Genomic DNA, 24,554 nt, shown 5'->3' with positions numbered 1-24,554 from the left:
ACGCAACGCCCGCCAATACAATATTCAGGCCGTGGAACAACACTTCAAAAATAAGTATAGCACCGCTATAGACTACCTCGTATAGCACTGCTATAATAACCATATAGCAGTGCTATACCGTGATCCATATCTTATCAAACCTAGGAGGGTTACTATGTCATTCAAAACTCAAGAACTGGTCATGGTCACAGGTACGTCCAGCGGCATCGGTAGGGCTACCGCGGAGCAGCTGGCCGCTGAAGGATTTCACGTTTTGGCGGGGGTTCGTCGTCAGGAAGACGCCGACAAAATCAAACACAAAAATATTGAGCCGGTGATCGTCGATGTTACCAATAACGACACACTAAAGGCTCTAGCCGAAAGAGTGAAGCAAGATCCGCTTGGTCGCCCTTTGCGGGCAGTGGTCAACAATGCCGGCATCGCCGTTAATGCACCTCTTGAGATGGTTCCGCTTGATGAATTTCGCCGCCAGATCGAGGTCAGCGTGATCGGACAGGTCGCGGTTATTCAGGCGCTCACACCGGCCTTGCTGAACAGCGGCGGACGCGTAGTTAATATTGGTTCACTTGGCGGCAAGATCTCCATGCCTGGTTTCGGAATATATTCGGCAGCAAAGTTTGCCATGGAAGCAATCAGTGACAGTCTCCGGAGGGAGATGTCCTCGTTTGGCCTCAAGGTAATCATGATCACTCCGGGTGGTGTCAGCACTGGCCTGTCGGAGCAAGGGATTACGACAGCGGAGCGGCTGGCCAAGTTGATGACGCCGGACCAGCACCGACGCCATGATCGTCTTTTTGACGCTGTCAAGGCTCAGGCTGAAACGTGGGCAAAGGACGGTATCCGCCCTGAGAAAGTGGCAGCAGTGATTTCACGCGCAATCCACGAAAGAAAGCCACGCACCCGTTATACGGTCGGTCGCGATTCGGCACTGCTGACCCGACTGGTCCGTGTTCTCCCGGACAGACTCCTCGACCGGATGCTTCGCAGCCAGATGAAACTGCAGTAATAGACATTTTCGGAGCCTCTTGGACAGAAAGCTAAAATGGGGGAATGAATCATGCCACAAAACAAGTTTGAACACGCCATTATTGTAGGTGGATCTTTAGGTGGTCTAATGATCAGGCTGGCGTTATCAAAGAAGAGGATGCCATTTTGCAAATCGCGATTAAGGACCGCAGTTTAACCGGGGCACCTGTTAATGAATACATCCCTAATATATTGTCAAATGGAAAAATAGCCATGATGATGCAGCTCATACTATGTCACCAATGACGGGCGCATGCTTTAATCATTCTTTTGGACGATAAGCAAAAAGTACGGAGTATTTATAAATTAGGAGGAATTAGTATGAACGAAACAAAGAACCATTACGTTACTGTACTTTGGGAGGCGAGAGCTAAGGCAGGGAGAGAAGGTGAGATGAAGGCATTCATGACTGCTGCTGTCACCCCGTCGCGCAACGATCTGGGCAACATTGACTACGAGGCTCACGAGGTAGAAGGCCAGCCTGGTACATTCATCATCTACGAGCGCTGGGTAAACAGGGATGCCCTCGATCGGCACCTGAGCGCCCCCCGGATGCAGGAACTCGTACCCCAGCTCTTAGAACTGATGGAGGGATCCGTTGAGGAAGGGATTCCACTCCTGCAGCCGTTCCGCCCAGCGCAGTAAAATGCAACACCGAGCGGAACGTAATAAGTTCTGCCGGTAAGCGTGAGAGATATTTTCATGAGCGGTTAAAAACTTTAGAGGAGGAGGCAAAACATTGGCAACGATCGATGATTTTGTTGCACTAGATATTCGTGTCGGAACGATTAAGGAAGCGGAATTTTTTGAAGAAGCAAAGATCCCTGCGATAAAGCTTAAGATTGATTTTGGACCGGAAATCGGGATGAAATCTTCAAGTGCACAAATAACTAAGCGATACAAAATTGATGAAATTGTAGGAAAGCAGATTATAGGAATCGTCAATTTTCCTCCTCGGCGTATTGCCGGATTCAAATCGGAGGTATTAGTTTTGGGAGGAGTCCCGGAAAAAGGAGATGTTGTTCTTTTAAAGCCAGATACTGAAATACCTAACGGTACTCCTATTGCGTAGAAATAAGCCTATAAATAAAAGCGGGACCATCCGGATTAGGATGACCTTATAAACTGGCGGTGATCACCCCAACGGGTGAGAATCGAACCTTAAGTGGGCCCCTCAATGTTGTTTGGGGCGAGAGATGCGTTCCATGATCATAGCTACTCTGTACCGGGGAGCAAAGGACCCACACATCAGAAATTATTTAGTTCCGGACCACACATACATAAATCTTCCAGCAAGGGGTAATGATATTAATAAAACCTGAAGGAGGCATTTCATGTCTGAGGAGCAGAAGGAACAAAAGGAACAAAAGGACGTACAACGGGAAACCTTGACGACACGGCAGGGACATCCGGTAACGGATAATCAGAATATCAGAACCGTTGGTAACCGGGGACCGGCTACACTTGAGAATTATCATTTTATCGAGAAAATTTCCCATTTTGACAGGGAAGAAGTTCCGGAACGGGTAGTCCATGCCCGTGGTGCGGGGGCGTTTGGATACTTTGAGACCTATGGGAAGGTTGGGAATGAGCCGGTTGAGAAGTATACACGGGCTAAGGTGTTTTCCGGGGCTGGAAAGCGGACACCGTTAATGGTCAGATTCTCCACCGTAGCAGGGGCGAAGGACTCGCCGGAGACGGCAAGAGATCCACGCGGCTTTGCTGTGAAAATGTATACGGAGGACGGGAACTGGGACTTAGTAGGTAATAACCTGAAAATCTTTTTCATACGCGATGCGATGAAGTTCCCTGATATGATTCATGCATTTAAGGCCGATCCGGCCTCGAATGTACCTAATCCACAGCGGATGTTTGACTTCGTTTCCCGTACACCTGAAGCTACCCACATGATAACATTTTTGTTCTCGCCCTGGGGGATTCCTGCGACTTACCGCTATATGCAGGGATCTGGTGTAAACACCTATAAATGGGTAAATGAAAAAGGCGATGCGGTGCTTGTAAAATATCACTGGGAGCCTAAGCAGGGAATCCGCAATTTAACCCAAGATGAGGCTGACACGATACAGGCGAAAAATGTTAGTCATGCAACACAAGATTTATATGAGGCTATTGAGCGTGGCGATTATCCGGAATGGGAGCTTTTTGTGCAAATTATGGAGGATGATTACCATCCGGAACTCGATTTTGATCCGCTTGATGATACAAAGCTGTGGCCGGAAGATAAGTTTCCCTGGCAGCGCGTCGGTCGAATGGTTCTCGATCGTAATCCCGTGGATTATCATGCGGAAATTGAGCAGGCCGCTTTCGGGACGGGAGTTCTTGTCGATGGAATGGACTTTTCCGATGATAAAATGTTACAGGGCCGCACCTTTTCTTATTCCGATACCCAGCGTTACCGCGTTGGATCGAACTATTTACAGCTGCCTGTAAATGCACCGAAAGTGCCTGTGCATACGAACCAGCAGCGGGGCCAAATGGATACCCGCAATCCGAAGGAATCTGGAGAAAGCCCGCATATTAACTATGAACCGTCCATGGTTGGCGGCCTTCAGGAAGCAAGTAAAGCAGAGCGCCCTCCACACCGTCCAACATACAATGCGGCTGTGATGAGTGAACCTATCGATCGTCCGAACAACTATGGTCAAGCGGGTGAGACGTACCGCCAGTTTGAGGATTGGGAACGGGAGGAATTGATTAAAAACCTGTCGCAGGCCCTTGCAATATGTGATAAACGTATTCAGGAGGCCATGATTGAACACTTCACGCAGGCCGATGAAGACTACGGCCGGCGTGTGAAGGAAGGCATTGAAAGCAAAATGAAAGAATTTGAACAAACGAAAACAGTAAACAATATTCCAGGCCGTGAAGCGGGCATCTCAAAATATGGCGAAGGTTCAGTCGATGCCAATCAAGCGGTAAAAGACGCCGTGAAAAAAAGCCACGAAGCGGATCCTTATTAATATCGAATCTCCGATCCTGATAAAGGTTACCCGATGGGCTCGTAAGAGCATCAGCCGGGTAACCTTTTTTTGTACCACATATGAATAGATAGGAATTCATTCTCCCACATCCCCGGCAAAAAATTCCACCAAACACCAGGTTGACGACTCTCGCCAAAATGCTGTAAAGTATAAGGATAATTGAATAAGACCTCACTTTTTATTGGTGGGGTAGAGGCGCGGTATTTAACAGTCTTTAGTGAGCTTGAGAACGCAATGATGCTAAGGAGAAGGAAATGTCGCCGAAGTGTGTATTATACTCAATAATACATGCTGGGTCTGTAGTTAAGAACTGCAGAACTGTCTCGATGAACCTTGTGGTTCATTGAGTTGTGCTATCTCATTCGGGATAAAAGAGAGGAACTTTAAGGCGACTGCGCATACTGCGACCTGAGTTTATCTCAGGTCTTTTTTGTTTGTGTAAGTTTACAGATCAACAGGGGGCAAAATAATATGAAAAAGAAAAACAGGTTTACAATCGCTATAGCTTTAATGTTGTCAACGGTACTTCTCTTGGCAGGTTGCGGGTCCAATAACGCTTCTACTTCGGGATCGTCGGAGAGCAGTACATTTAAGGTAGGTCTTGAAGCCGGGTATGCACCTTTTAACTGGACACAGAACGATGATTCGAATGGCGCTGTTAAAATAGATGGTTCTGCGGAATATGCAGGCGGATATGATGTCGAAATCGCCAAGAAAGTGGCCGAAGGACTGGGCAAAGAATTAGTGATTGTGAAAACAGAATGGGATGGACTTGTACCGGCATTAGTATCAGGTAAAATTGATGCGATTATCGCGGGGATGTCACCTACAGCAGAACGTAAAGAAACCATTGATTTTACGGAAAATTACTATAAATCAAATCTGATTATGGTTGTGAAAAATGGCAGCCAATATGCAGGGGCTACTTCCATCCAGGATTTCAAAGGAGCCAAAGTAACCGCTCAGTTGAATACATTCCACTATTCCGTCATTGATCAAATCGAAGGCGTAGACAAGAAAACAGCGATGGATAACTTCCCGGCCATGAGGGTTGCTCTTGAATCAGGTATTATTGACGGATACGTATCAGAACGCCCTGAAGGCGTAAGCGCGGCAGCAGCTAACGAAAACTTTGTAATGGTTGAATTTGAAGACGGATTTGAAACCTCAGAAGATGATACAGCGATCGCTGTCGGTCTTAAAAAGGGCAGTGACTTAACAGAAAAAATTAATGAGATTCTGGCCGGTATTCCGGAGGATGAACGGACAAGCATTATGGATGCCGCTATCCAGAACCAACCAGCAGCACAATAAAACTAATGAAACCGGCTGTAGTTCTTCGTACAGTCGGTTTTATACCGTATAGGGGGATAAAAAATGAGCCTGGAGTGGGTCATTAAAATCATCTCAGAGAACTGGCCTATGTTTCTCAGAGGTGCTGGCGCAACACTTGTAATTGCTCTCATAGGGACGATTCTCGGAGCCATTATTGGATTAATATCAGGCGTTATACGGACCATTCCCGTACCTGAACGCGGCGCAAAAAAGGTATTTTTAAAAACGGTTAACATTCTTCTGTCCATCTATATTGAATTCTTCCGCAGCACCCCAATGATTGTACAGGCAATGGTATTCTATTATGGTTCTGCGCTGGCGTTCGGATTGGATATGAATGTGTTTGTGGCAGCGATCATCGTGGTATCGATCAACACTGGTGCTTACATGGCTGAAATTGTCCGTGGTGGGGTTGTTTCCATCGATAAAGGACAGTTTGAAGCCGCTCATGCCATAGGCATGAACCATGTACAAACCATGTGGAATATCGTGCTGCCGCAGGTGATCCGGAATATTCTTCCGGCAACAGGAAATCAGTTTGTTATTAATATTAAAGATACCTCCGTACTGAATGTCATTTCAGTGACCGAGCTATATTTCGTGACCAAATCGATTTCCGGAAATAACTTCAGGTATTTCGAATCCTTTTTCGTAGCATGTATGATTTATTTTGTTATGACCTTTATTATTACCAGAATTCTTTTATACTTCGAAAAAAAATTAGAGGGCTCCAGTAACTATACCGTGGTCGGAGATATTGTAAAACAAAAATAGACGGAAAGGAGGAGAGTATGTGGAAAAGATTATTGAGATTCAGCATTTAAGTAAATTCTTTGGTACTCATGAGGTGTTAAAGGACATTGATTTTTCAGTCAACAAAGGCGAAGTTGTCTCCATCATTGGTTCCTCCGGATCGGGTAAGTCCACTCTGCTCCGTTGTATTAATCTTTTGGAAAAACCGACAGGCGGGCAAATCATCTATCAGGGCACAAATATTTTGGATGAAAAGCATAATAAAGTGGATTATCTGAAGCATTTGGGGATGGTTTTCCAGCAATTCAACTTATTTAACAATCACAATGTTCTTAGCAACTGCATGGTCGGACAAATAAAAGTTTTAAAACGCTCCAAAGAAGAAGCCGAAAAAGTAGCCATGAAATACCTAGAGGTAGTTGGAATGGACAAGTATATCAACGCGAAGCCAAACCAGCTTTCCGGCGGCCAAAAGCAGCGTGTGGCGATTGCAAGAGCTCTATCCATGGAACCGGATGTTATGTTATTTGATGAGCCGACTTCAGCGCTTGACCCCGAGATGGTGGGGGAAGTATTAAAAGTCATGAAGCAGCTTGCAGGATCGGGCCTTACGATGTTGATTGTTACGCACGAAATGGAATTTGCCAGAGAGGTATCCGACCGGGTGGTCTTTATGGATAAGGGAGTTATTGCGGAAGAAGGAAGTCCGGAACAAATCTTTGGTAATCCGACACAGGAACGTACTAGACAATTCCTAAAACGCACTTTAGAGTAAAATTTAATTATATAAACTTGATCACACTTAGAAGGCGTATTCCACTTGCAGAAAATGGAGTAAGCCTTCTTTGTTTGCACTGAGGTGAGCACGGAAAATATTTTACATAACTGGACACGCAGCTGTCAGGTTCTGTTGATTACACTAGCCTTGTATTCAAAACATACTAAGGAGGATTCAGCAGAATGATGGATAACGGTCCGTACTTATTGGATATGAGCAAAGAATTTGCAGGCAAAAGGGCACTGGTAACCGGCGGAACGCGGGGAATCGGCCTGGCCATCGTAAAGCGTCTGCATGCGGCGGGAGCTGAAGTTATAGCTGCGGCAAGATCACTGCCGGATTCATTACCGGAGGGTGCAGGGTTCATTCAGGCCGATGTGGGCCTCCCGGAAGGCGTAGATCATCTTGTTCAGGAAACGATCCAGCAACTCGGCGGTCTGGATATTTTGATTAACAATGTAGGGGGTTCCTCCACAAGTACAGCAGGAGCCTTAGCTTTAACGGATGAAGACTGGCAGACGACGTTTGATGCCAACCTGTTTTCTTCCGTCCGCCTCGACCGCGGATTTTTGCCTTACATGGTGGAACAGCAGAGCGGAGTGATTGTCCATATATCCTCTATTCAGCGTAAGCTTCCCGGCAACATGACCATGCCTTATTCGGCTGCCAAAGCCGCGCTTGTTAACTATAGTAAGAACCTGGCGACCCAATTCGGCCCTATGGGGATCAGAATCAACACACTCGCGCCGGGATTTACCGAAACCGAATCGGCGGAACGGTTAATCGGAAGAATGGCTGAACAATCCGGAACGGACTATCACGCTGCCCGCCAGCTGTTAATGGACCAGCTGGGTGGTATTCCTCTCGGCCGGCCGGCCAAACCTGAGGAAGTTGCCGAGCTTGCAGCCTTCCTTGCGTCAAGCAGAGCCTCTTATATTACCGGCAGTGAGTATGTCATTGACGGCGGAACCATCCGCACCGTTTAACAAAATTGCAAAGGAGCTGATCTTATGAAGACTAACCTGCTTCCGCAAGTTATACAAGATTTTATCACCGCTGCTAATAGACCTGATCCGGAGGCTTATGTCGACTGCTTTTCGGAAGATGCTCTCGTCTTCGATGAAGGCAAAGAGTGGGCAGGCAAAGCTGCTATAACAAAATGGAGTAACGAACACCACTTTGCTGCTAACATAACGCTTGAACCCGAGCAGGATAAACAGCATGGGGAAGAAACCATAGTGGTTTTTAAGGTTGACGGGGACTTTGATAAAACGGGTCTCCCGGACCCTCTTTATTTGAACTTTCACTTTCAGATTCGTAACGATAAGATTAAGCAGCTTGCCATACGGCTGTAACCAGACAAAAAGCGGGGTGTTACTGAAAATGATAGTAAATCATGTGTTATTGAAACTGAAGGACCGGAGCCCAGAGCATATCAAGCAAGTTCAAACCGTACTGCTGGGCCTCCGGGGAAAAATAGATGTTCTTCTCGATGTTCAGGCTGAAGTTAACGTTCGCCCGGGTCCTTCAGCATATGATGTGATCCTGATCACCAGGTTTGCTTCCTTAGAGGACATGGATGAATATCTGATACACCCGGCCCATCAGGAGGTTGCCAAGTGGATTGGCACGGTTCTGGAGACACAGGCGTCTGTCTGCTGCGATATCTGAAAAAACTTATTGCATATTTTAGAGTACCGAGCACTTGTCAGGTGAGATCGGTACTTTTTCTTTTTAAGCACCATGAAAAGGTACCACATTTTATAGTAAAATAGGAAAAGTTTATAAGCAGCGACAGTGCCGCATACGGATTAAAAGTAGAAGAAAGGATGATCGAAGTGCCTAACGATAACCAAGCCCGTCCTTCTGCTGCTGTAAGCGAGGAAGGCAGTTATCCCATCGACCTGACGGGTCCCCGCAGCCACACTCTTGTCAGGAAACCCGGCGTGGGAAGCCTGTCTATCGGACCATCGCAATTGGGCAAAAAAGCAGACCTTCACGTAGCGTCAGACGCGCAGATCAATTGGAACGTATTCGATATCTTTGCTACGCCGGCGGGGTCGCCATGGCCGCGGTTTCTGCATTATACGGGCAGCGACACAGGCTTCCTGGATTGGGCACAGACACGTCCTATTGAAGAAATGGCATGGACTCCGGTCATGTCTGCCGATACGGTGGTGGACGCCAGCAGGTCCATTATTCATGGCCTGCATATGGATCTGGACCATTCGTCAGCGCGGATGAGCTTTAAGCTTCCAAAGGAGGCCTGCCATCTGAAAGTGTCCGGCGATCTGTCACGATTATCGGCCACTGGCATTTTGCCGTCTTCTTTGACACTGGCCCCGCGTACCAGCCGGCGCAGGAGTGATCCTCCTTTTATGCTGCCTGACATGGGAGAATTGCAGCAGGTAACAAGCCTGACGCTGCAAAACACGCCGTTAGGACAGCCGATCTCGCTGGACATCCTGGACCGTTTTCCGAATCTTGACTCGCTGAGTCTGTGGGGGAACTTCTGTAAGTTGGACTTGTTGGCCCGGCAGGCCCGTTTAACCAATCTGGAGCTGCGCTTCATGCCTGATCTGGAGAGACTGCCTCCATTGGATACGTGGCCGTTACTCGACAGATTCATCGCTTATAATGTGGAGGAGACCGTTGGCAAACGTCTAAGACAGCAATTGAAAACCCGCGCCAATACCCGCCCATGGGGAGATCATGCTTCAGTGAGTCAGCTGCGGAAGCCGGAGTGGTGGACGGCTGAATATGGCCGCCCTTTCTCAGCCTGGCCAAAACGTCTGGCGAAGACGGCTAACGAAGCGTACAACACTGCACTAGCAGCCTTGGCCGAGGCCCGCAGCTTGGCCGATGCTGAGGCGGCCATTACCGCCTTTACCGTTCGCTTTAATACCCTCAAAGGAATTGAAACCGCCGAAAGAGAAGACCTTGGCGAAGCCGTATGGCAGCTCAGTCAATCCAATCACCACATTGGCCGGCCCATACCGGAGGAGATGGCTCAAGGCTGGTTCGATGCCGCACGTGATTATTAACTTCCACTAAAGAGGTGATCCGCTATCCGTAAATTCACCAGCATATTATCTGTCCTGCTTATTGCCGGAATAGTTGCTCTTGTTGCCATGCCGCTTCATACGACAGCCAACGGCGGCCCCGGGGATATATCGCCAAATGTTGAAGGAGGGGGAATGAGATTCACCCAGAAGAAAGATATTCTTCTTCAAGAGGAAAATCTGTCTTTTATTATCAAGGGAGATACGGTAGAAATCACTGCAGCGTATACTTTGCTTAATAAAGGCGGAGCTGATACAACGGCGTATATTTTTCCTGTTGATTTCTACGTGAATGAGCATGGCTGCGAACCGAATTGTGAGTTCAGAGCAGATAATTTCCGGATTACCGATGGCACCACAGTACTTCCCATACAAAATAAGCTTACAACCAAAACTGTAAACCAAGTAATAGATGATGAATATATCGTCCAGAAAGTCACCCGCGAATACATAACTGACATTCATTTTGCAAAGGGAGAAACCAAAAAGCTTACAGTACGATATTCGGTAAACGCCGGATTTTACGACTGGATGATTTCTGGTCAGCCGTTACTGCTGTCCGGGGACCGGCATTTCAGTTACGATGCGGCACCGGCAGGCTATTGGGGGAATGGGAAAGCCGGCAAACTAAACATCACATTGGATTACCGCGACATTGTCAGAAAAGGCGGATCTTCTCTCCAATTCTCACTTCCCTCCGCAAAAGAAACCGAAAAAGGATTGCTTAAACTCCAGCTGGAAAATGCCGATTTGAAGAAACTTGGCCGGCTTGAGTTCAAGTATGAGTATGAGGCGTATTTATTATCCAGACATATTACAGCCTCTAAAATACCGGTAAATCAGTTCAAGAGCGCAACTGCCTCTACGGAGCTGGGAAAAGAGTACAAAATTACAAATATATTTGACGGGAAGCTGAACACAGCTTGGGCTGAGGGCGCCAAAGGAACAGGGATCGGGGAGACCCTTACTCTGGAGTTTAAACAAGGTACCTATGTAGAGGGTGTACGGATTATTAATGGTTATATGAAAAGCAAGGAGACCTACGAGAACAATGCAAGGATCAAAACTATCCGCTTATCGTACCTGGTGAAGACTAATAATAAGTCAGAATGGATAACGGAAGATGTTAATCTTGCAGACCTGCCTTTTGATTCCAAGAAAGCTGCAGACCAGAACAGCATCTATTTGCTTTCGCAGCATATGGGGCAGATCGAACATGAGGTCAGTAAAATGAAGTTAACCATACTGTCGGCCTATCCGGGAAAAAAGTTTGCTGATACCTGCGTGTCAGAATTGCTTGTGCTTATGTGAATTTTGAAAGGGAGGCGGCGTACTCTTTTACAGACAGGGATTAGAGCAGGTGTGTGCCGTTATGGAGTAACGAAAATGACTTGCGCTTCCGGCAGCTCTGACCGCCTTTACATACCATACAGAGACTGCTCTTTAATAGGTATATTTATCATGTATAATGTGAATATATGTCGAATTAAGTAGAAAAAAAGTGCCTGAATCCTCTCGTAATCACTATATGGATACTTAGCTTCCTGTATAATTTATGAATATACAGATAGTTAAAGCTGCTGATTTCTGATCGTAGCCAATCCCTCACGAAAGAGAGTAGTGACTATGAAATCCATCGCCTGGGTAACCGACAGCACTAGCACAATTGATTCTGAATTCGCCATGAATAACCATGTTTATATTGTTCCGCTCCGTCTGATTGTTAATAATGAATGTTATAAAGAAGGTATCGATATCAACGCCGATCAATTCTATGATAAAATGCGCCAGAATGATAAGGTCGGCAGCTCCCAGCCGCCGATTGGTGAATTCGTGGAATTATATGAGCGCCTGAAAGAAGAGTATGACGAGATTATTGTGATACACTGCTCCTCCGAGCTGAGTGGTACTTACCATACCTCGATGCAGGGGGCAGAAATCGCTGGAGTTAACGTAATCAGCATTGATTCAAAAGTAGGCGCTTACCCGATCCGTGAGATGATTCTGCGCGGCATCCACTGGCAGCAGGCAGGCTGCTCTGCGCTGGAGATCAAGAGCAGAATTGAGAACATCATTAAAGAGATGTCATTCTATCTGATCCCGGCCAGCCTGAGCCAGCTGCACCGCAGCGGGCGGCTCTCCGGTTCTCAGCTACTGCTGGGGCAGCTGATGCGGATTCATCTGCTGCTGAAGTTCGATGAGGGTAAAATTGTTGTCGTGGATAAAATCCGCACTTTTAAGAAGACGAAGCAACGGTTGTTGGAGACACTCCAGAAGGATATCGGGCTAATCCAGGATATTTGCATTATGCATGCCAACAATAGGGAAGAGGCGCTGATTCTGGAGTCGGCTATCCAGGAAATGTCGCCTTCTGTGCGGACAGAAATCATGACTTTTGTTCCGGTCGTAGGCGTTCATATGGGTGAGGGTACACTCGCACTTTCATGGATTAATAACACAGCCATTAACAGCATCCCTGATCACAATAAAGTGCTGGAGCCTGTACTCAGTGTTTGAGTCCAGCCCGGCAGAATACTGAATTGTACAAAACCAGCAAGTCCCGAGCGGATCTGCTGGTTTTTTGTATTACCTATAGATATCGCTTTACATAGATTGGTACCAGATAGTGAGATTTTTTAGTATAATATCCCTTATTAATTGTGATAAACAGCTATGTTAAGGTGGCCTTTCCATGCCAAAAAAGGAGGAAGCGCAAAATGAGCCAAAAGCATGGAGAAATAGACATGCTCCAGGAGCTGCGTTCGGAGTTAACCGGATATTGTTACCGGATGATGGGGTCCATTTTTGAAGCGGAAGATGCCGTGCAGGATACCATCCTTCGCGCCTGGCAGAGCTGGGATCAGATCAGGGAGCATTCTTCCCGCAGAGCCTGGGTGTACCGGATTGCCACCAATATCTGCCTGGACAGGCTGAGGAGTGCAAAACGCCGGGCCCTTCCGATGGATCTCTCGGAACCGGCTGCCGTTATAACAGAGCCCAGGGACAACTTGCCCCGGGAGTCCTGGATATGGCCGGCTCCTGATATAGTTGACGACCCGGCTAATCTTCTGATCAGCAGAGAGACGATCCGGTTATCCTTTATTGCACTCCTGCAATTATTGCCGCCCCGGCAGCGTGCCGTCCTGATCCTGCAGGATGTCTTCCGGTTGTCAGCCAATGAGACCGCGGCAGCGATGGAGATGACCACAGCTGCGGTTAACAGCGCTTTGCAGCGGGCGAGGGCGACAATCAGCCAGTCCAACCTTCGGTCAGATCAATTGCACCATACAGATGCCGAAACAGACCAAGATCTGATTGCCCGTTATGTGGAAGCCTTTGAACAGTACAATATTGATGCCCTACTAGCTTTATTCAATGAGAACGGCAGCCTGTCGATGCCGCCATTTACGATGTGGGTTCACGGCAGTCCGAATCTCTCGACATTCTACCATACAACACGCAATCATTGCCTGGGTTCCCGGCTGCTGCCGGTCCGGGCAAACGGAAATAGTCCCGCATTTGCCCAGTATGTTCCGGGCGGGCAAGACGGGCTGCTGGCTCCGTGGGCTGTTCATGTTCTCGAGATTAGCCATAACAAGATCGCTCATATCCACCATTTCATTGATGCGGAATTATTCGTTACATTTGGATTGCCGGCTGAATTGGATCTTAATAAAATTTAAAGAGCTACCGATGATTTTACGGCTGCAGAAACGTCATATTTATGAATCACACAAATCGGGTTCAATCCAAACTTGAGGAGGAACAATGTATGACGGTAAAACTTACCCCCTATATCACTCTGGAAGGGCGCACGAACGAAGCTATCCGGTTTTATGAACAAGCCATCGGTGCAGAGGTCCTCTCCATTACGACCTATGGTGACATGCCGGACATGCCGGATACGTTCACTGATGATTTGAAGAGTCTGGTGGCACATGCCAAGTTAAAAATTGGCGCGGCAGAGCTCATGCTGTCGGATGCTCCACCCGGAACACCTCTTGAAAGCGGAAAACGGGTCACCATTTGTATCACAACAAACGAGGTAGAGCAGTCTAGAACAATTTTTGAAGCCCTGCAGCAGGAGGGTCAAGTCAATATGGCTTTTAGAGAAGAACCCTTCAGCCCCGGGTTTGGCGATGTTACGGATAAATTCGGCGTGACTTTTCAAATCTATACTGAGCTTGAAGGCTAAATGACCGACAAGAGCTGCACAGGATGATCGTGCGGCTCTTTTTTTATAAAGTGCAAAAAGCCGTACGGGGAGGAATACATAATGTTAGAAAAGTCGGAGCTGGAGCGTTTGATAGATGCAGAACGTGAGCCAGACAAGCCCTTAGTTGTATTAATGTGCGGGATAGCCGGTTCAGGAAAAAGCACCTTTTCGCAAAAAATGGAGGAGTACGGGTATATCCGTCTGTCCATTGATGAGGAGGTATGGGCAGCTAATGGCCGGTACGGGATTGATTACCCCGTTGACAAGTACAGGGAATTCTTGAACGAAGCACATATAAGAATGCGTAATCAAATTGTGCATTGTATTCAAAACCACAAACAGGTTGTGGTGGACTCCAGCTTTTGGAGCAGACAAGAGAGAAATGAATATAAGCAGCTTATCGGAAACGCCGGAGGGCAATGGCGGCTCCTTTACTTGAAGGTGAACCCGGCTGAATTGCGCAGGCGGCTTAAGATCCGCAGCCAGCGTTTTGATGCAAATGCTGCTTTTACGATTACAGAGGAGCTGTTAACGGTTTTTCTTAACGGCTTCGAAGAGCCGCAGAATGAAGGAGAAATTGTCATAGACAACTAGATTATCAAGGGACTGCATAGTTTCGGCTGGTCTGTAAATTTATATAGGCATCCGCCCAAGCGCCTTCTCCGCGAATGCATATGATGATTATGCCTAATGAGTTGAAAGGAGCGATCACATATGGGATTTTTTCCAACGCCGGGACCCGGCGGAGGTTTCCCGGGGATTCCGGGAGGACCAGGCGGAGTGCCGGGAGGGCCAGGGTTTCCTGGAGGAGGGCCAGGCGGAGGACCTGGAGGATTTCCGGGGAGTCCGGGAGGTGGACCGGGAGGCGTTCAAGCGCCAACGTCTCCTCCACCGCAATTTGTACCGCAGATGCAGGCTTCCGCATTCGCCGTCGACCCCGGAGGGATCAGACGCTGCCTGTTCCGCAACACATACGTTTGGCTGAACAACGGCGAGCAGTTCTGGTTCTTCCCGGTATTCGTCGGGCGTAATTCGATTGCAGGGTTCAGATGGACCGGTTTCTTCTGGACATATTTCGGCATTGATTTGAACCGGATCAGCTCGTTCACATGCTTCTAGAGGCAGACAATCAAGAGAACAGCCCGCGGGCTGTTCTTTTTGCTGTGGACCCTGAACTGACAAAAAGGTATCCAAACCTTATAATTTCTGTATATAACCTATAGAGGAATCAAGCGGGGGGAAGGTATGCAATTTCAGCCAGTATTTTATGACGGAAAAGTATTTGTACCGGAGATTGAATTCAGTAGTACACCGGGCCAATCCATTGGCATCATAACGGATTTGAAGCGAAAGCAGCTTTTAATGGAGCAGATGGGGAATCCCGCGCAATATTATCTGTTTCGGGCCGGGCAAAGCGAATATATGCGTTTAACGGTGGAGGAGCTAATTTCTTTCTTAATTAAAGTAACGGAGAGGCATGAGCATACCGATGTGTTAATAGATTATTTTGCATTAAAAGAAGAGCGGAAGCTAAAAATTAAGGATTTAAGTCCATCCCGGAGAATGTATGTGACATTGCTGCGTGTCTTTTTTGCGTATCAGCCTGCAGTTGTGCTGGAAGAGCCTTATTTTTACCTGGAGGAACAGGAACGCCGCCATTTTAAGCGGATTGTAGATGACCTCTCAAGCGATAAGCAGATCTTGATTCTAACCTCGAATTTAGAGGATGCCCTTATTTCCTGTGATTCCATCTACCGGCTTAACGAGCTCGGATTTCATCCGCTTGATATCCGGGACTCCGAAGAGGACAGGCAGGAAGTCCAGAAACAAGATGAGCCCAGTATAACCTTGCAGAAGATATCTACCAAACGTAACGACAAAGTGATTTTATTTAATCCGCCTGAAATTGACTTTATAGAAAGTGTAAATGGTTCGATCCTTGTACATGTAGGCGGTGAAAATTACGAATGTGCTTTAACGCTGACGGAGCTGGAACAGAGACTGTTAAACTTCGGATTTTTCAGATGCCACCGCTCCTACATCGTTAATCTGCAAAAGGTAAGAGAGATCATTACATGGACGAAGAACAGCTACAGCTTGCGGTTAAACACAGATAAAGATGCCGTCGTTCCGTTATCCCGGTCCAAATTGCAGGAGTTAAAAGCACTGCTCAACGTTTAATTACAGCCGGAATGCCGGACCAGTCAGCAGATAATGGTACCATTCAGGCGATAAAAGCTACTTTTCAGCGGGTTTTGCTGGCTGTAAGCATGGATTTTCCAGATAATTAGGTCATCAACGCTAAGGAAGTGGTGTGAATGGACGTTATCCGGGTAGAACGTGTTCAAAAGAAATTTGGACCGAAAGATGCGTTAGCAGATGTGTCCTTTTCGATTCCAAAAGGTGAAATTTTCGGGTTCCTGGGTCCGAGCGGTTCCGGTAAAACAACATTAATCAAGATTTTAACGGCGCAATTAAAACCGACAAGTGGCCAGGTACATGTATTTAACCAGCCGGCGGAGATGATGCAGCAGTCTGTACAAAAGATGCGTTTTGGCATTCTGACGGATAACAGCGGTCTCTATGAGAGGTTATCGATTGAGGAGAATCTGAACCTGTACCGGAAATTATATGATCTGCCGGGATCAGCAATCGATAAGGTGCTGCAGTTTGTTAACTTGAGCGGAGAGCGCAAAAAGAAAGTCAGTCTATTATCAAAAGGGATGCGCCAGCGCGTCCTGTTGGCCTGTGCGGTTATTCATGAGCCGGAATTATTATTTTTGGATGAACCTACCTCGGCTCTGGATCCGGTAAACTCGGCACATATTTATAAAGGCTTACGCTTTTTAAATGAGCAGGGGACCACAATTTTTCTGACTACGCATGATATGGCTGAGGCAGAATTGATGTGCAGCCGGGTAGCGATTTTGTATCAGGGACAAATCCGGGCCATCGGTTCACCCAAGGAGCTCAAAAGACAGCACCGGGAAAACGTAGTGTGTATTGACCTGAACAATGGAGAAGCACACGAGCTCCCGATTGGTGAGGAAACAGCTGATCAGATTGCCGGTTGGATGAAAGCAGGGTTAATTGACCGGATAGAGACGAAAGAGCCGAGTCTGGGTGATATTTTTATTAAAATGACAGGAAGTGAGCTACTATGATGAGTATCTCATTAAAGCGTGTCCGGGCGATATTTGTGAAGGATTATAAAGAGTTTTCAAGAAATTATGCAATTTCTGTTATTTTAATTGTACCAATCATGCTTGCAGTTCTTTTTCGGGCCGGAGGCTCGTCTTTGCCCGGAGCGATCGGCTTTCTGCTGAATTCATCGTTTGTGATGGTAACATGTATGGCACAGGCATGCCTGATTGCGGAAGAAAAGGAGCGCAACACTTTACGGTCATTAATGTTGACCCCGGCCACGACCATGGACGTACTTATCGGTAAAAGCAGCCTGGTCTTTATCATATCTGCTGTGGATCTGGCTATTGCCGTGTATCTGTTCGGCTATGAGCCGGCCAGTATGTGGGCATTTGCGGCGGCTGTTATTCTTTCAATTATTCTATACATAGCAGCCGGAACGATTTGCGGGTTATTCTCCAAATCGGTGCTGGATGCCTCCTTAGCTATACTTCCTGTGGCATTCATATTCATGGGGGCCCCTTGGGGAGCAGTTCTGGAGGAGGATTATCCGGTTCTCAAAGTGCTGGACTATATGCCAAGCAGTCAGCTGGTGAATTTATTGGGGATACAGGGCACTGGCTATACGGCGGGAGATGTGTTACAACCCCTGCTGATTATTCTGGCCTGGACGGTTGTACTGACGGTTGTATCTGTGGTTTTGTATCAGCGGCGGTTAAAGGATGAGTAGAGGAAAGCTCACCCGGTTAAGTATAAGCAAGACAACTAAGCAGGGAGGTGTATCATGGGCAACCTGTGGATGGCGTTCGTCTATCCCGGCAGCTTCTTATGCCTGCTCGGAATTGTATTGCTTATTATCGGTTACCAGCGCCGGCGTGCCGGCCAGCGTACCGGTCAGGAAGGCGTGGTAGGCAAACCCGGCCCGCCCGCACCAGGAGGACCCGGTACCGCTTCGTTTCAGCGGGAAGCCCGGTATTCGCTGACAGGAGGCATCCTGCTGGGGATCGGCGTGCTTTTGCTCGCTGCACTGGGTATCACATCACTATTCGACTAGTCTGGACCAGTTGAACCGGAGCTGTATAAGCGCCGGTTTATGTCAAAAGCCCCTTCTGCCGCTGTGGCAGAAAGGGGCTAAATCTGTTGTTCTATATGACCTGACGGAATTACTCCACGGAGTATTCAATCAGATTGCCTGATACGCTCATCATTTTTTCACTGGATACATGAAGGCGCTCAATTACCCGGGTAAAAGCTTCCACGAGAGAAGCTTGTTCCGCCGCTGATGCGGAGATCTGGCTGATTTCTGCCTCCATTTTGCGGATGGATTCCTGAACGTCCTTCAGGGCAGCCTCGATCCCGGCTGTAGCTTCTCTGGAGTGTACGGAAAGCTTCTGCACCATATCTATGAGCTCATTCGAGATGTGCTGATTGTCGTCTACAACAGCGTTAAGCTGATACTGGTTGCTCTGGTCGTAAGTAGCGCAGAGAACCGCCACAACTTCATTGCTGTCATTGGTAATGGGGATATTAATCGTATCCATTGGAAATCCGTATAACTTTTCATCGATATGTACCAGGCTTGGCTCGCGTCCGTTAGTAAGGGCTCCGAAGTTCTGGAACTCCGGGATCAGCGGATCGCTCACCTTCTGTTCCAGATTAAAGCCGCGGGTCTGTACGAAGTAAAGAACTTTTGTGCGGTCATATACCAGCAGGTTGACCTTTTCACGTAATGTCTGGGTAAAAAACGGCAATGTTTTTAATAAGCTATCTAAGATGTCCATGCCTGCAGCTCCCTATCCTATGTTGTATGTATTTTGTGCAAGGATAGTTATATCGGCAAAAGAAAGACTAATTTTTATATGCTTCAAATTTTTATATTATTTTCTTCATAACATATAAAAAAGTAAGTGCTTTACTTCCTTAATAACGGTCAGGTCCAGAAATCCTACAACTTCCGAGCCTTAATCACAAAAGTAACCGGAAGCATTCCTGCCTTCCGGGCAAAAGCGTTATCCTGCGACTGCATCAGATCCTCATCCGACGCTTCAACCAGTTCCTCAATGACAAATCCCGCTTTTGCCAGAGCATTGATATAGGTGGATAGTTTGCGGTCCGCCAAGGTCAGTGTACTGTCGCCAAGGGCAACCGAATACCAGGATTCATCGAAGTAGCTTTTTTTGAACACAAGCGTATCCTTTTCTGCAGCAACACATTTATGTATAGGGTGAGACCAGCTGAAGATAAATACGCCGCCCAGTTTTAGGTAAGATGCTATCCGCTCAAAAGTACCCTCAAGGTCGGTGGTCCAGCCTATGGCATAAACGGAATACACAAAGTCAAAATAATCTTCAGGTATGCCGCACTTATCTTCCATGGGAGAACAGAATAATTGTGCTGAAAGCCCGTGCTCCTCCAGGTGCTGCCGGGTCTTCTCAATCTGGTTTTCGGAGATATCCATACCCCATAGCTCACCCGCTTTTCGCTCACCCAGATATTGCAGGGAATGACCGCTTCCACAGCCGATTTCCAGCAGCTTTGTGCCTGACACATCACCGAAGAGCCGGCATTGCTCTTCCGAGACGAATGCCCCGTATAAAGGCAGTGATGTTGCTCCTAAAATCTCATTTCCCGCAGTATCCCAGAATAAGCTGTTAGTCTGGTGAATAACATCCTTATCCATGTCGACAGATACAGCAACACCAGCTTCGCTGCCACCTATCACGTTTGTTCTTTGCACAGCATTTTTGTTCATGCAGACACACTCCTCAAATATAATAGTATTAGTCCTACTATCCCGAACACACATTCTGAGGTGTAACATAGAATAATCTACCATTAATTCGGGAGCCCATCCACCTAAATTTATCCATATACTAGCGCCTGGTTGTTGTCAAAACGGAGCTGGAGGGGTAATAGGTTTGATAGAACCTGCGGATGTATGCAATCCGGATAGGGAAAAAATGATCGGAGGATCAGCGTATGGGAATGCAGACGGTATCAGGCATCAGCCCGGTACAGGCCGTTACGGCTTACGGCAGCACACAGAGCGATGTCAGTTCCCTGGAGAAGCAGCGGGACCGGCTGATGATGGAGCTTGAAAGGGTGAATGCGGGGCAGGGCGGAGAGAATGTGAACCGCCGGGAGCAGCTGCAGCGGCAAATCCGGCTGATCGAAGCCCAGCTGACCCAGAGAATCGGGAGCACAGCTTCCGTTGATGCCTTAACGGCTGCTGTACAGGATCAGCCTGTGCTCCCGCGGACGGAGTTAAAGGGAGGCTTCAGAGACATCGGCCTGACCGATCCCCGGACGGCGACGGTAAATGCGGAGGGGCATTTTGATGCGCTGATTTAGCTGAAAATATAGAAGGTGCGATAAGATTCCGGTTATGGACCGGTTCTTTCGCACCTTTTTTATGAAAATAGTCTATTGTATCCCCTTCATGTACCCCTGAATTTTCGGGGAGAACGCGTAGAGCAGAATACTCAGGACAATCGCTGCTCCTCCAATTATGCCAAAGTACAGCATCTCAGTCTCAGGTGAATAGAATCTGGCAATCTGTGCATTAATCGCCTGAGCGGCAGCATTGGACAAGAACCATAAGCTCATCGTCTGGGCGGAGAAGGCGGCGGGCGCCAGCTTTGTGGTAGCAGACAGTCCTACAGGAGACAGGCACAGCTCTCCAAGCACAACGATGAAGTAGCTGAGCACAAGCCATAAAGGATTCACCAGGGCACGCTCACCGCCAAAGTAAGCCGGCAGGAGAATGACCAGGAAGGACAATCCGGCGAACAATAAACCGAGGGCAAATTTCTTTGGTATAGTCGGCTGGCGTTTACCAAGCTTCACCCATAACCAGGCAAACAGCGGCGCTAACGTAATAATAAACAAAGGGTTCAAAGACTGGAACCAGGCTGGCGAGATATGAATCCCGGCAAAATCAAGCTGTGTACGCTTATCCGCATAACTGGCCAGGATGGTGGACCCCTGCTCCTGGATCGCCCAGAACATAATGGCTGCGATAAACAGCGGAATATAAGCAATGAGCCGGGATCGTTCAACACTTGTAGTCCGCAGGCTCCGGTACATAACAATAAAATAAAGGGTGGGAATCAGAAGTCCCAGAATACCCACGATTACGATAAAGGATTCAAACGTTAACAGGCCTGACGGAACCGTAATGGCAATGATAACAGCGAGAAGCAAGGCGCCGGTGCCGATGACCAGGAACGTTTTTTTACGCTCTGCTGGCGATAACGGGCTTGCGACCAGTGTGCCGGCGAGGCCGAGACTATTTTTCCGGGTAAAGACAAAGATGATTAATCCCAGAAACATGCCGACAGCGGCAATACTGAAGCCCAGGTGGAAATTGTAATCCATGCCGACGGTTCCGACGATCAGCGGAGCGATGAATGCCCCCAGGTTGATCCCCATGTAAAAGATACTGAAGCCCGCATCCCGGCGCTCATCATGTTCGCTGTAGAGCTCACCTACAATACTGGATACATTAGGCTTCAGTAAGCCGGTACCCAGTACGATCAGAACCATGGAAACAAAAAATAACGCAATGCTTCCCGGGATAGCCAGAGTAATATGCCCCAGCATAATTAATATGCCGCCGTAGAATACAGCCTTTGACGCTCCGAATATCCGGTCCGCCAGCCAGCCGCCGATAATTCCGGACATATAGACAAGCGATCCATAGATAGACATGATGGAGAGAGCGATGCGCTCGTCCATGCCGAGTCCGCCTTGACTCAGCTCGTAATACATATAATAAACAAGGATAGCCCTCATGCCATAATAGGAAAACCGCTCCCAAAACTCTGTGAAGAACAGGGTAAACAGCCCTCTGGGATGTCCAAAAAACCCCCGCTGCGGAACACTGTCCACAATTCTCTGCTTGTCTATATCGCTCATCCTGCTGCTTCCTCCCTTGATGTTGAGTATCCCTTAGTAAGAATGCCCAATATGGGTTAATTTCAACTGTTATCATCAAAGGTTTGGACTAGAGCGTAACGAAAAAAGGACAGCCCCTTTAAGGGACTGTCCTGAATTGTGTTACGGGAGCAGGGTTACATATTTTCCGTAGACAAAAGCCGTGCGGCCGTTGTATGAAATTTTAACCCAACCGTATTTGTCTGTTCCGAGGACAGTAAGCACTGTACCACGTGGAACCGCAGTAATGATCCGGGATTTGGAGGAAGCACCGCTCCGGATGTTCAGGTAAGCGGCAGTTACCTTTGCTTGGGCATTCTTCGTATCTTTAACCGTTCCTGTTCCCGGCTTGCTTCGTTGCGGAGAGGGTGCAGGAGCTGGCTGTACGGGTGCCGGTGTTACAGGCTTGGGCTCAGGCTTAGGGACAGTTGCCGCCTGTCTCGCCTGATTTAACTGCTGGTAAAAGTCACCCTTGGTTTTGACACCGGCAAACTGGGCTGCGTCGACCTTGGCCTTGACAGACAGATCACCAATCTCATCCGCAGTGACCGGATCCAGCACGTTAATGGAAGCAATGTTGGTGTACTTGCCGTCTTCCGTTGTTGGTACAGTCAGAATCCCGTCGTTGATCAGCTGGACGACATCCTTGCGTGCCGGAGCATCCAGATCCACGCCGGTTACCTTCCAGTTGTGCTGGATGACCGGTTCGTAGACGCCGTTCTTCACATCTTTTAGATAGGAAATCGCCAGGTTGCGGATAGTACCCTTGTCTTCACCAAAAGCTGTCGCATCCTTGGACGACCAGAGCTGTGGGAACGTTCTGCCTTCAAGCGCGCCGCCCTTGGCAATCAGCGCCTCCATCCGGTAAGCATTCATACCGAGCTTGAGCTTGTCGTCCATTTGGATAGCCTTGCCGCTGCTGTCCTTCAGATTGGTAATCCGGCTGCCGTAAGGCTTGGACAGATCAATCTCATAAGTTACGCCGCCGAAGAAATCGTCGGTGCTGTACTTGGATGCACGGCGCTTCGGATCGAAGCTGACGGTGACATCGCCTGGACGGGTAGAGTTGAAGTAGCCTGCAGACCACTCCATATAATCCTTCAGATCACGGCCGGTTACTTCATAGACAGTTACTTCACCCAGTGCATACTGGTAGTTGAAGGCAATGTCCTTTTTCTTAATAGGGCCTACATCGAGCTTCGCCTTATCATTATCGATCTGGTGTGCGACCACATCAGCGTTGCTGTAATAAAGCATCACTTCACTGAAAAAGTCAGATAGAGGAGTCTCCTGAATCTGAACCGCAGGAATTCCCTTGATTTCATCAGCCGGAACAAGGTTAGTGCCTTTCAGCTGTGCCACGACAATGTTAGCATCGGCCCGCGCGAACTCATGGAAAGGCTGCAGAGTGGTTTCCAGCGAGGGATCGGAGACCTCAAAAGTACCGTCAGCATTCTTGACTGCCAAAGCCTTCGCCTCTTTACTCTTCAAAACAACCTTATCTCCCTGCTTTGTGAAGGTCAGGTCAATTCGCGAGATATGACTTCCGTATTTGTTCGGTTCGGAGATCAGTACGCCATTTACAGTCTCGGATTCAACGAGGGTGTGCATGTGACCGGCAAAAATAGCTGCAAGCTCCGGGTTGGCATTAGCAATGTCTTTAACACCTGTGCCTGGCTTGCCATTCTCATTTTCGAGGCCCATATGCATCAGTCCGACCATCACATCGACTTTGCCTTTCAGCTCGGCGATGGCTTTCTTGGTTTCTTCTACCGGGTCTTTGACAATAACACCGTCCAGGTGGTTGGTGCCTTTCTCGAATTCGGTAATCATGGGTGTATTCATACCGATAACGCCAACTTTAATTCCATCACGTTCAATAATGGTATAGGCCGGCTTGTAACGTTCACCGTTCTCTTTGAACACATTCCCTACCAGAGGCTGGCCTTTAAACTGGGAGGAGATCTTCTCAAGTACATCGAGTCCAAAGTTGAACTCATGGTTACCCATTACCCATGCATCGTAGTTCATTTCATTCATAGCCACCATCATCGGGGACTGAGGCTGATCATTGAACAGCTCGGCAGAGTTGTCCTGAATCATGTCACCTGCATCCAGCAGGATGGTGTTGGGATTCTCGGCGCGCACTTTTTTTACAATCGTATACAGCTGGGTCAAACTTCCGGTGGTATTGGGACCATCCAGGGCATAATCCCAAGGCATGAACCGGCCGTGAATGTCGGAAGTACCGAGCAGCGTAATGTTAGTTTCAGACGGGGCATCCTCGGCGTAAGCACGCGGAA

The 24,554-nt window shown here is 47.9% G+C and carries 26 protein-coding genes and 1 riboswitch; of the genes, 22 read left to right on the top strand and 4 right to left on the bottom strand.

The features are described 5' to 3' along the window. Positions 1–154: 154 nt before the first annotated feature. The 21 genes from C2I18_RS11760 to C2I18_RS11660 all read left to right on the top strand — a co-directional run bounded on the left by C2I18_RS11760 (position 155) and on the right by C2I18_RS11660 (position 18,370). On the top strand, positions 155–1,006 hold the full coding sequence (locus C2I18_RS11760) for an SDR family oxidoreductase (RefSeq protein ID WP_249901360.1): 852 nt from the start codon (positions 155–157) through the stop codon (positions 1,004–1,006). A 341-nt stretch (positions 1,007–1,347) separates the two neighbouring features. Further along, positions 1,348–1,671: a putative quinol monooxygenase gene (locus C2I18_RS11755; RefSeq protein WP_249901359.1), complete on the top strand. Its 324-nt coding sequence runs from the start codon at positions 1,348–1,350 to the stop codon at positions 1,669–1,671. A gap of 94 nt (positions 1,672–1,765) precedes the next feature. Beyond that, entirely contained in the window at positions 1,766–2,098 is a 333-nt protein-coding gene (gene csaA / locus C2I18_RS11750; RefSeq protein WP_249901358.1) for a chaperone CsaA, read from the top strand. Positions 2,099–2,360: 262 nt separating this feature from the next. Further along, the gene (locus tag C2I18_RS11745) at positions 2,361–4,007 is read left to right on the top strand and encodes a catalase (protein WP_249901357.1); all 1,647 of its coding nucleotides are present in this window, start codon (positions 2,361–2,363) and stop codon (positions 4,005–4,007) included. A 203-nt stretch (positions 4,008–4,210) separates the two neighbouring features. After that, a riboswitch (Lysine riboswitch) is annotated at positions 4,211–4,392 on the top strand. Positions 4,393–4,499: 107 nt separating this feature from the next. After that, the gene (locus C2I18_RS11740) at positions 4,500–5,342 is read left to right on the top strand and encodes a transporter substrate-binding domain-containing protein (protein ID WP_249901356.1); all 843 of its coding nucleotides are present in this window, start codon (positions 4,500–4,502) and stop codon (positions 5,340–5,342) included. 63 nt (positions 5,343–5,405) lie between these two features. Further along, positions 5,406–6,137: an amino acid ABC transporter permease gene (locus C2I18_RS11735; protein ID WP_249901355.1), complete on the top strand. Its 732-nt coding sequence runs from the start codon at positions 5,406–5,408 to the stop codon at positions 6,135–6,137. A gap of 19 nt (positions 6,138–6,156) precedes the next feature. After that, complete coding sequence (locus C2I18_RS11730) at positions 6,157–6,891, top strand: amino acid ABC transporter ATP-binding protein (protein WP_275100977.1); 735 nt, start codon at positions 6,157–6,159, stop codon at positions 6,889–6,891. Between the two features lie 188 nt (positions 6,892–7,079). After that, entirely contained in the window at positions 7,080–7,880 is an 801-nt protein-coding gene (locus tag C2I18_RS11725; protein WP_249902091.1) for an SDR family oxidoreductase, read from the top strand. Positions 7,881–7,904: 24 nt separating this feature from the next. Then, positions 7,905–8,249, top strand: a complete 345-nt coding sequence (locus C2I18_RS11720) for a nuclear transport factor 2 family protein (RefSeq protein ID WP_249901354.1) — start codon at positions 7,905–7,907, stop codon at positions 8,247–8,249. A gap of 28 nt (positions 8,250–8,277) precedes the next feature. Further along, positions 8,278–8,565 carry a Dabb family protein gene (locus C2I18_RS11715; RefSeq protein ID WP_249901353.1) on the top strand — a complete coding sequence of 96 codons (288 nt, stop codon included), beginning with the start codon at positions 8,278–8,280 and terminating at the stop codon, positions 8,563–8,565. Positions 8,566–8,723: 158 nt separating this feature from the next. Then, positions 8,724–9,938: a hypothetical protein gene (locus C2I18_RS11710; RefSeq protein WP_249901352.1), complete on the top strand. Its 1,215-nt coding sequence runs from the start codon at positions 8,724–8,726 to the stop codon at positions 9,936–9,938. A gap of 153 nt (positions 9,939–10,091) precedes the next feature. Continuing rightward, positions 10,092–11,267 carry a discoidin domain-containing protein gene (locus C2I18_RS11705; RefSeq protein ID WP_249901351.1) on the top strand — a complete coding sequence of 392 codons (1,176 nt, stop codon included), beginning with the start codon at positions 10,092–10,094 and terminating at the stop codon, positions 11,265–11,267. Positions 11,268–11,582: 315 nt separating this feature from the next. Beyond that, positions 11,583–12,473, top strand: coding sequence for a DegV family protein (locus C2I18_RS11700; RefSeq protein ID WP_249901350.1), 891 nt, complete (start codon positions 11,583–11,585; stop codon positions 12,471–12,473). 200 nt (positions 12,474–12,673) lie between these two features. Continuing rightward, positions 12,674–13,639 (top strand): sigma-70 family RNA polymerase sigma factor, encoded by a 966-nt coding sequence (locus C2I18_RS11695; protein ID WP_249901349.1) that lies wholly within the window; start codon positions 12,674–12,676, stop codon positions 13,637–13,639. Positions 13,640–13,728: 89 nt separating this feature from the next. Continuing rightward, positions 13,729–14,151 (top strand): VOC family protein, encoded by a 423-nt coding sequence (locus tag C2I18_RS11690; protein WP_249901348.1) that lies wholly within the window; start codon positions 13,729–13,731, stop codon positions 14,149–14,151. An 81-nt stretch (positions 14,152–14,232) separates the two neighbouring features. After that, complete coding sequence (locus C2I18_RS11685) at positions 14,233–14,766, top strand: P-loop nucleotide/nucleoside kinase family protein (protein ID WP_249901347.1); 534 nt, start codon at positions 14,233–14,235, stop codon at positions 14,764–14,766. 120 nt (positions 14,767–14,886) lie between these two features. Next, complete coding sequence (locus C2I18_RS11680) at positions 14,887–15,291, top strand: collagen-like protein (protein ID WP_249901346.1); 405 nt, start codon at positions 14,887–14,889, stop codon at positions 15,289–15,291. A gap of 126 nt (positions 15,292–15,417) precedes the next feature. After that, entirely contained in the window at positions 15,418–16,353 is a 936-nt protein-coding gene (locus C2I18_RS11675) for a LytTR family DNA-binding domain-containing protein (RefSeq protein ID WP_249901345.1), read from the top strand. Between the two features lie 137 nt (positions 16,354–16,490). Then, entirely contained in the window at positions 16,491–17,336 is an 846-nt protein-coding gene (locus tag C2I18_RS11670) for an ABC transporter ATP-binding protein (RefSeq protein WP_249901344.1), read from the top strand. 134 nt (positions 17,337–17,470) lie between these two features. Beyond that, positions 17,471–18,046 carry an ABC transporter permease gene (locus C2I18_RS11665; RefSeq protein ID WP_342760341.1) on the top strand — a complete coding sequence of 192 codons (576 nt, stop codon included), beginning with the start codon at positions 17,471–17,473 and terminating at the stop codon, positions 18,044–18,046. A 54-nt stretch (positions 18,047–18,100) separates the two neighbouring features. Further along, on the top strand, positions 18,101–18,370 hold the full coding sequence (locus tag C2I18_RS11660) for a hypothetical protein (protein ID WP_249901342.1): 270 nt from the start codon (positions 18,101–18,103) through the stop codon (positions 18,368–18,370). 109 nt (positions 18,371–18,479) lie between these two features. Here C2I18_RS11660 and C2I18_RS11655 read toward each other — a convergent pair whose 3' ends face one another. Next, positions 18,480–19,097: a hypothetical protein gene (locus C2I18_RS11655; protein ID WP_249901341.1), complete on the bottom strand. Its 618-nt coding sequence runs from the start codon at positions 19,095–19,097 to the stop codon at positions 18,480–18,482. Between the two features lie 164 nt (positions 19,098–19,261). Next, positions 19,262–20,068 carry a class I SAM-dependent methyltransferase gene (locus C2I18_RS11650; protein ID WP_249901340.1) on the bottom strand — a complete coding sequence of 269 codons (807 nt, stop codon included), beginning with the start codon at positions 20,066–20,068 and terminating at the stop codon, positions 19,262–19,264. Between the two features lie 227 nt (positions 20,069–20,295). On the opposite strand from C2I18_RS11650, the gene C2I18_RS11645 reads away from it, so the two are divergent. Further along, on the top strand, positions 20,296–20,667 hold the full coding sequence (locus C2I18_RS11645; RefSeq protein ID WP_249901339.1) for a FlxA-like family protein: 372 nt from the start codon (positions 20,296–20,298) through the stop codon (positions 20,665–20,667). Between the two features lie 72 nt (positions 20,668–20,739). On the opposite strand, the gene C2I18_RS11640 is transcribed toward C2I18_RS11645, so the two are convergent. Then, positions 20,740–22,233, bottom strand: coding sequence for a peptide MFS transporter (locus tag C2I18_RS11640; protein WP_249901338.1), 1,494 nt, complete (start codon positions 22,231–22,233; stop codon positions 20,740–20,742). Positions 22,234–22,374: 141 nt separating this feature from the next. After that, on the bottom strand, positions 22,375–24,474 hold the full coding sequence (locus tag C2I18_RS11635) for a 5'-nucleotidase C-terminal domain-containing protein (protein ID WP_249902090.1): 2,100 nt from the start codon (positions 24,472–24,474) through the stop codon (positions 22,375–22,377). Positions 24,475–24,554: the final 80 nt, after the last annotated feature.

This window comes from Paenibacillus sp. PK3_47 (assembly GCF_023520895.1).
In the GTDB taxonomy this organism is placed as follows: Bacteria; Bacillota; Bacilli; order Paenibacillales; family Paenibacillaceae; genus Paenibacillus_AQ.
The sequence above is the reverse complement of the archived record's forward strand: the minus strand, read 5'-3'. Positions and strand labels throughout refer to the sequence as shown.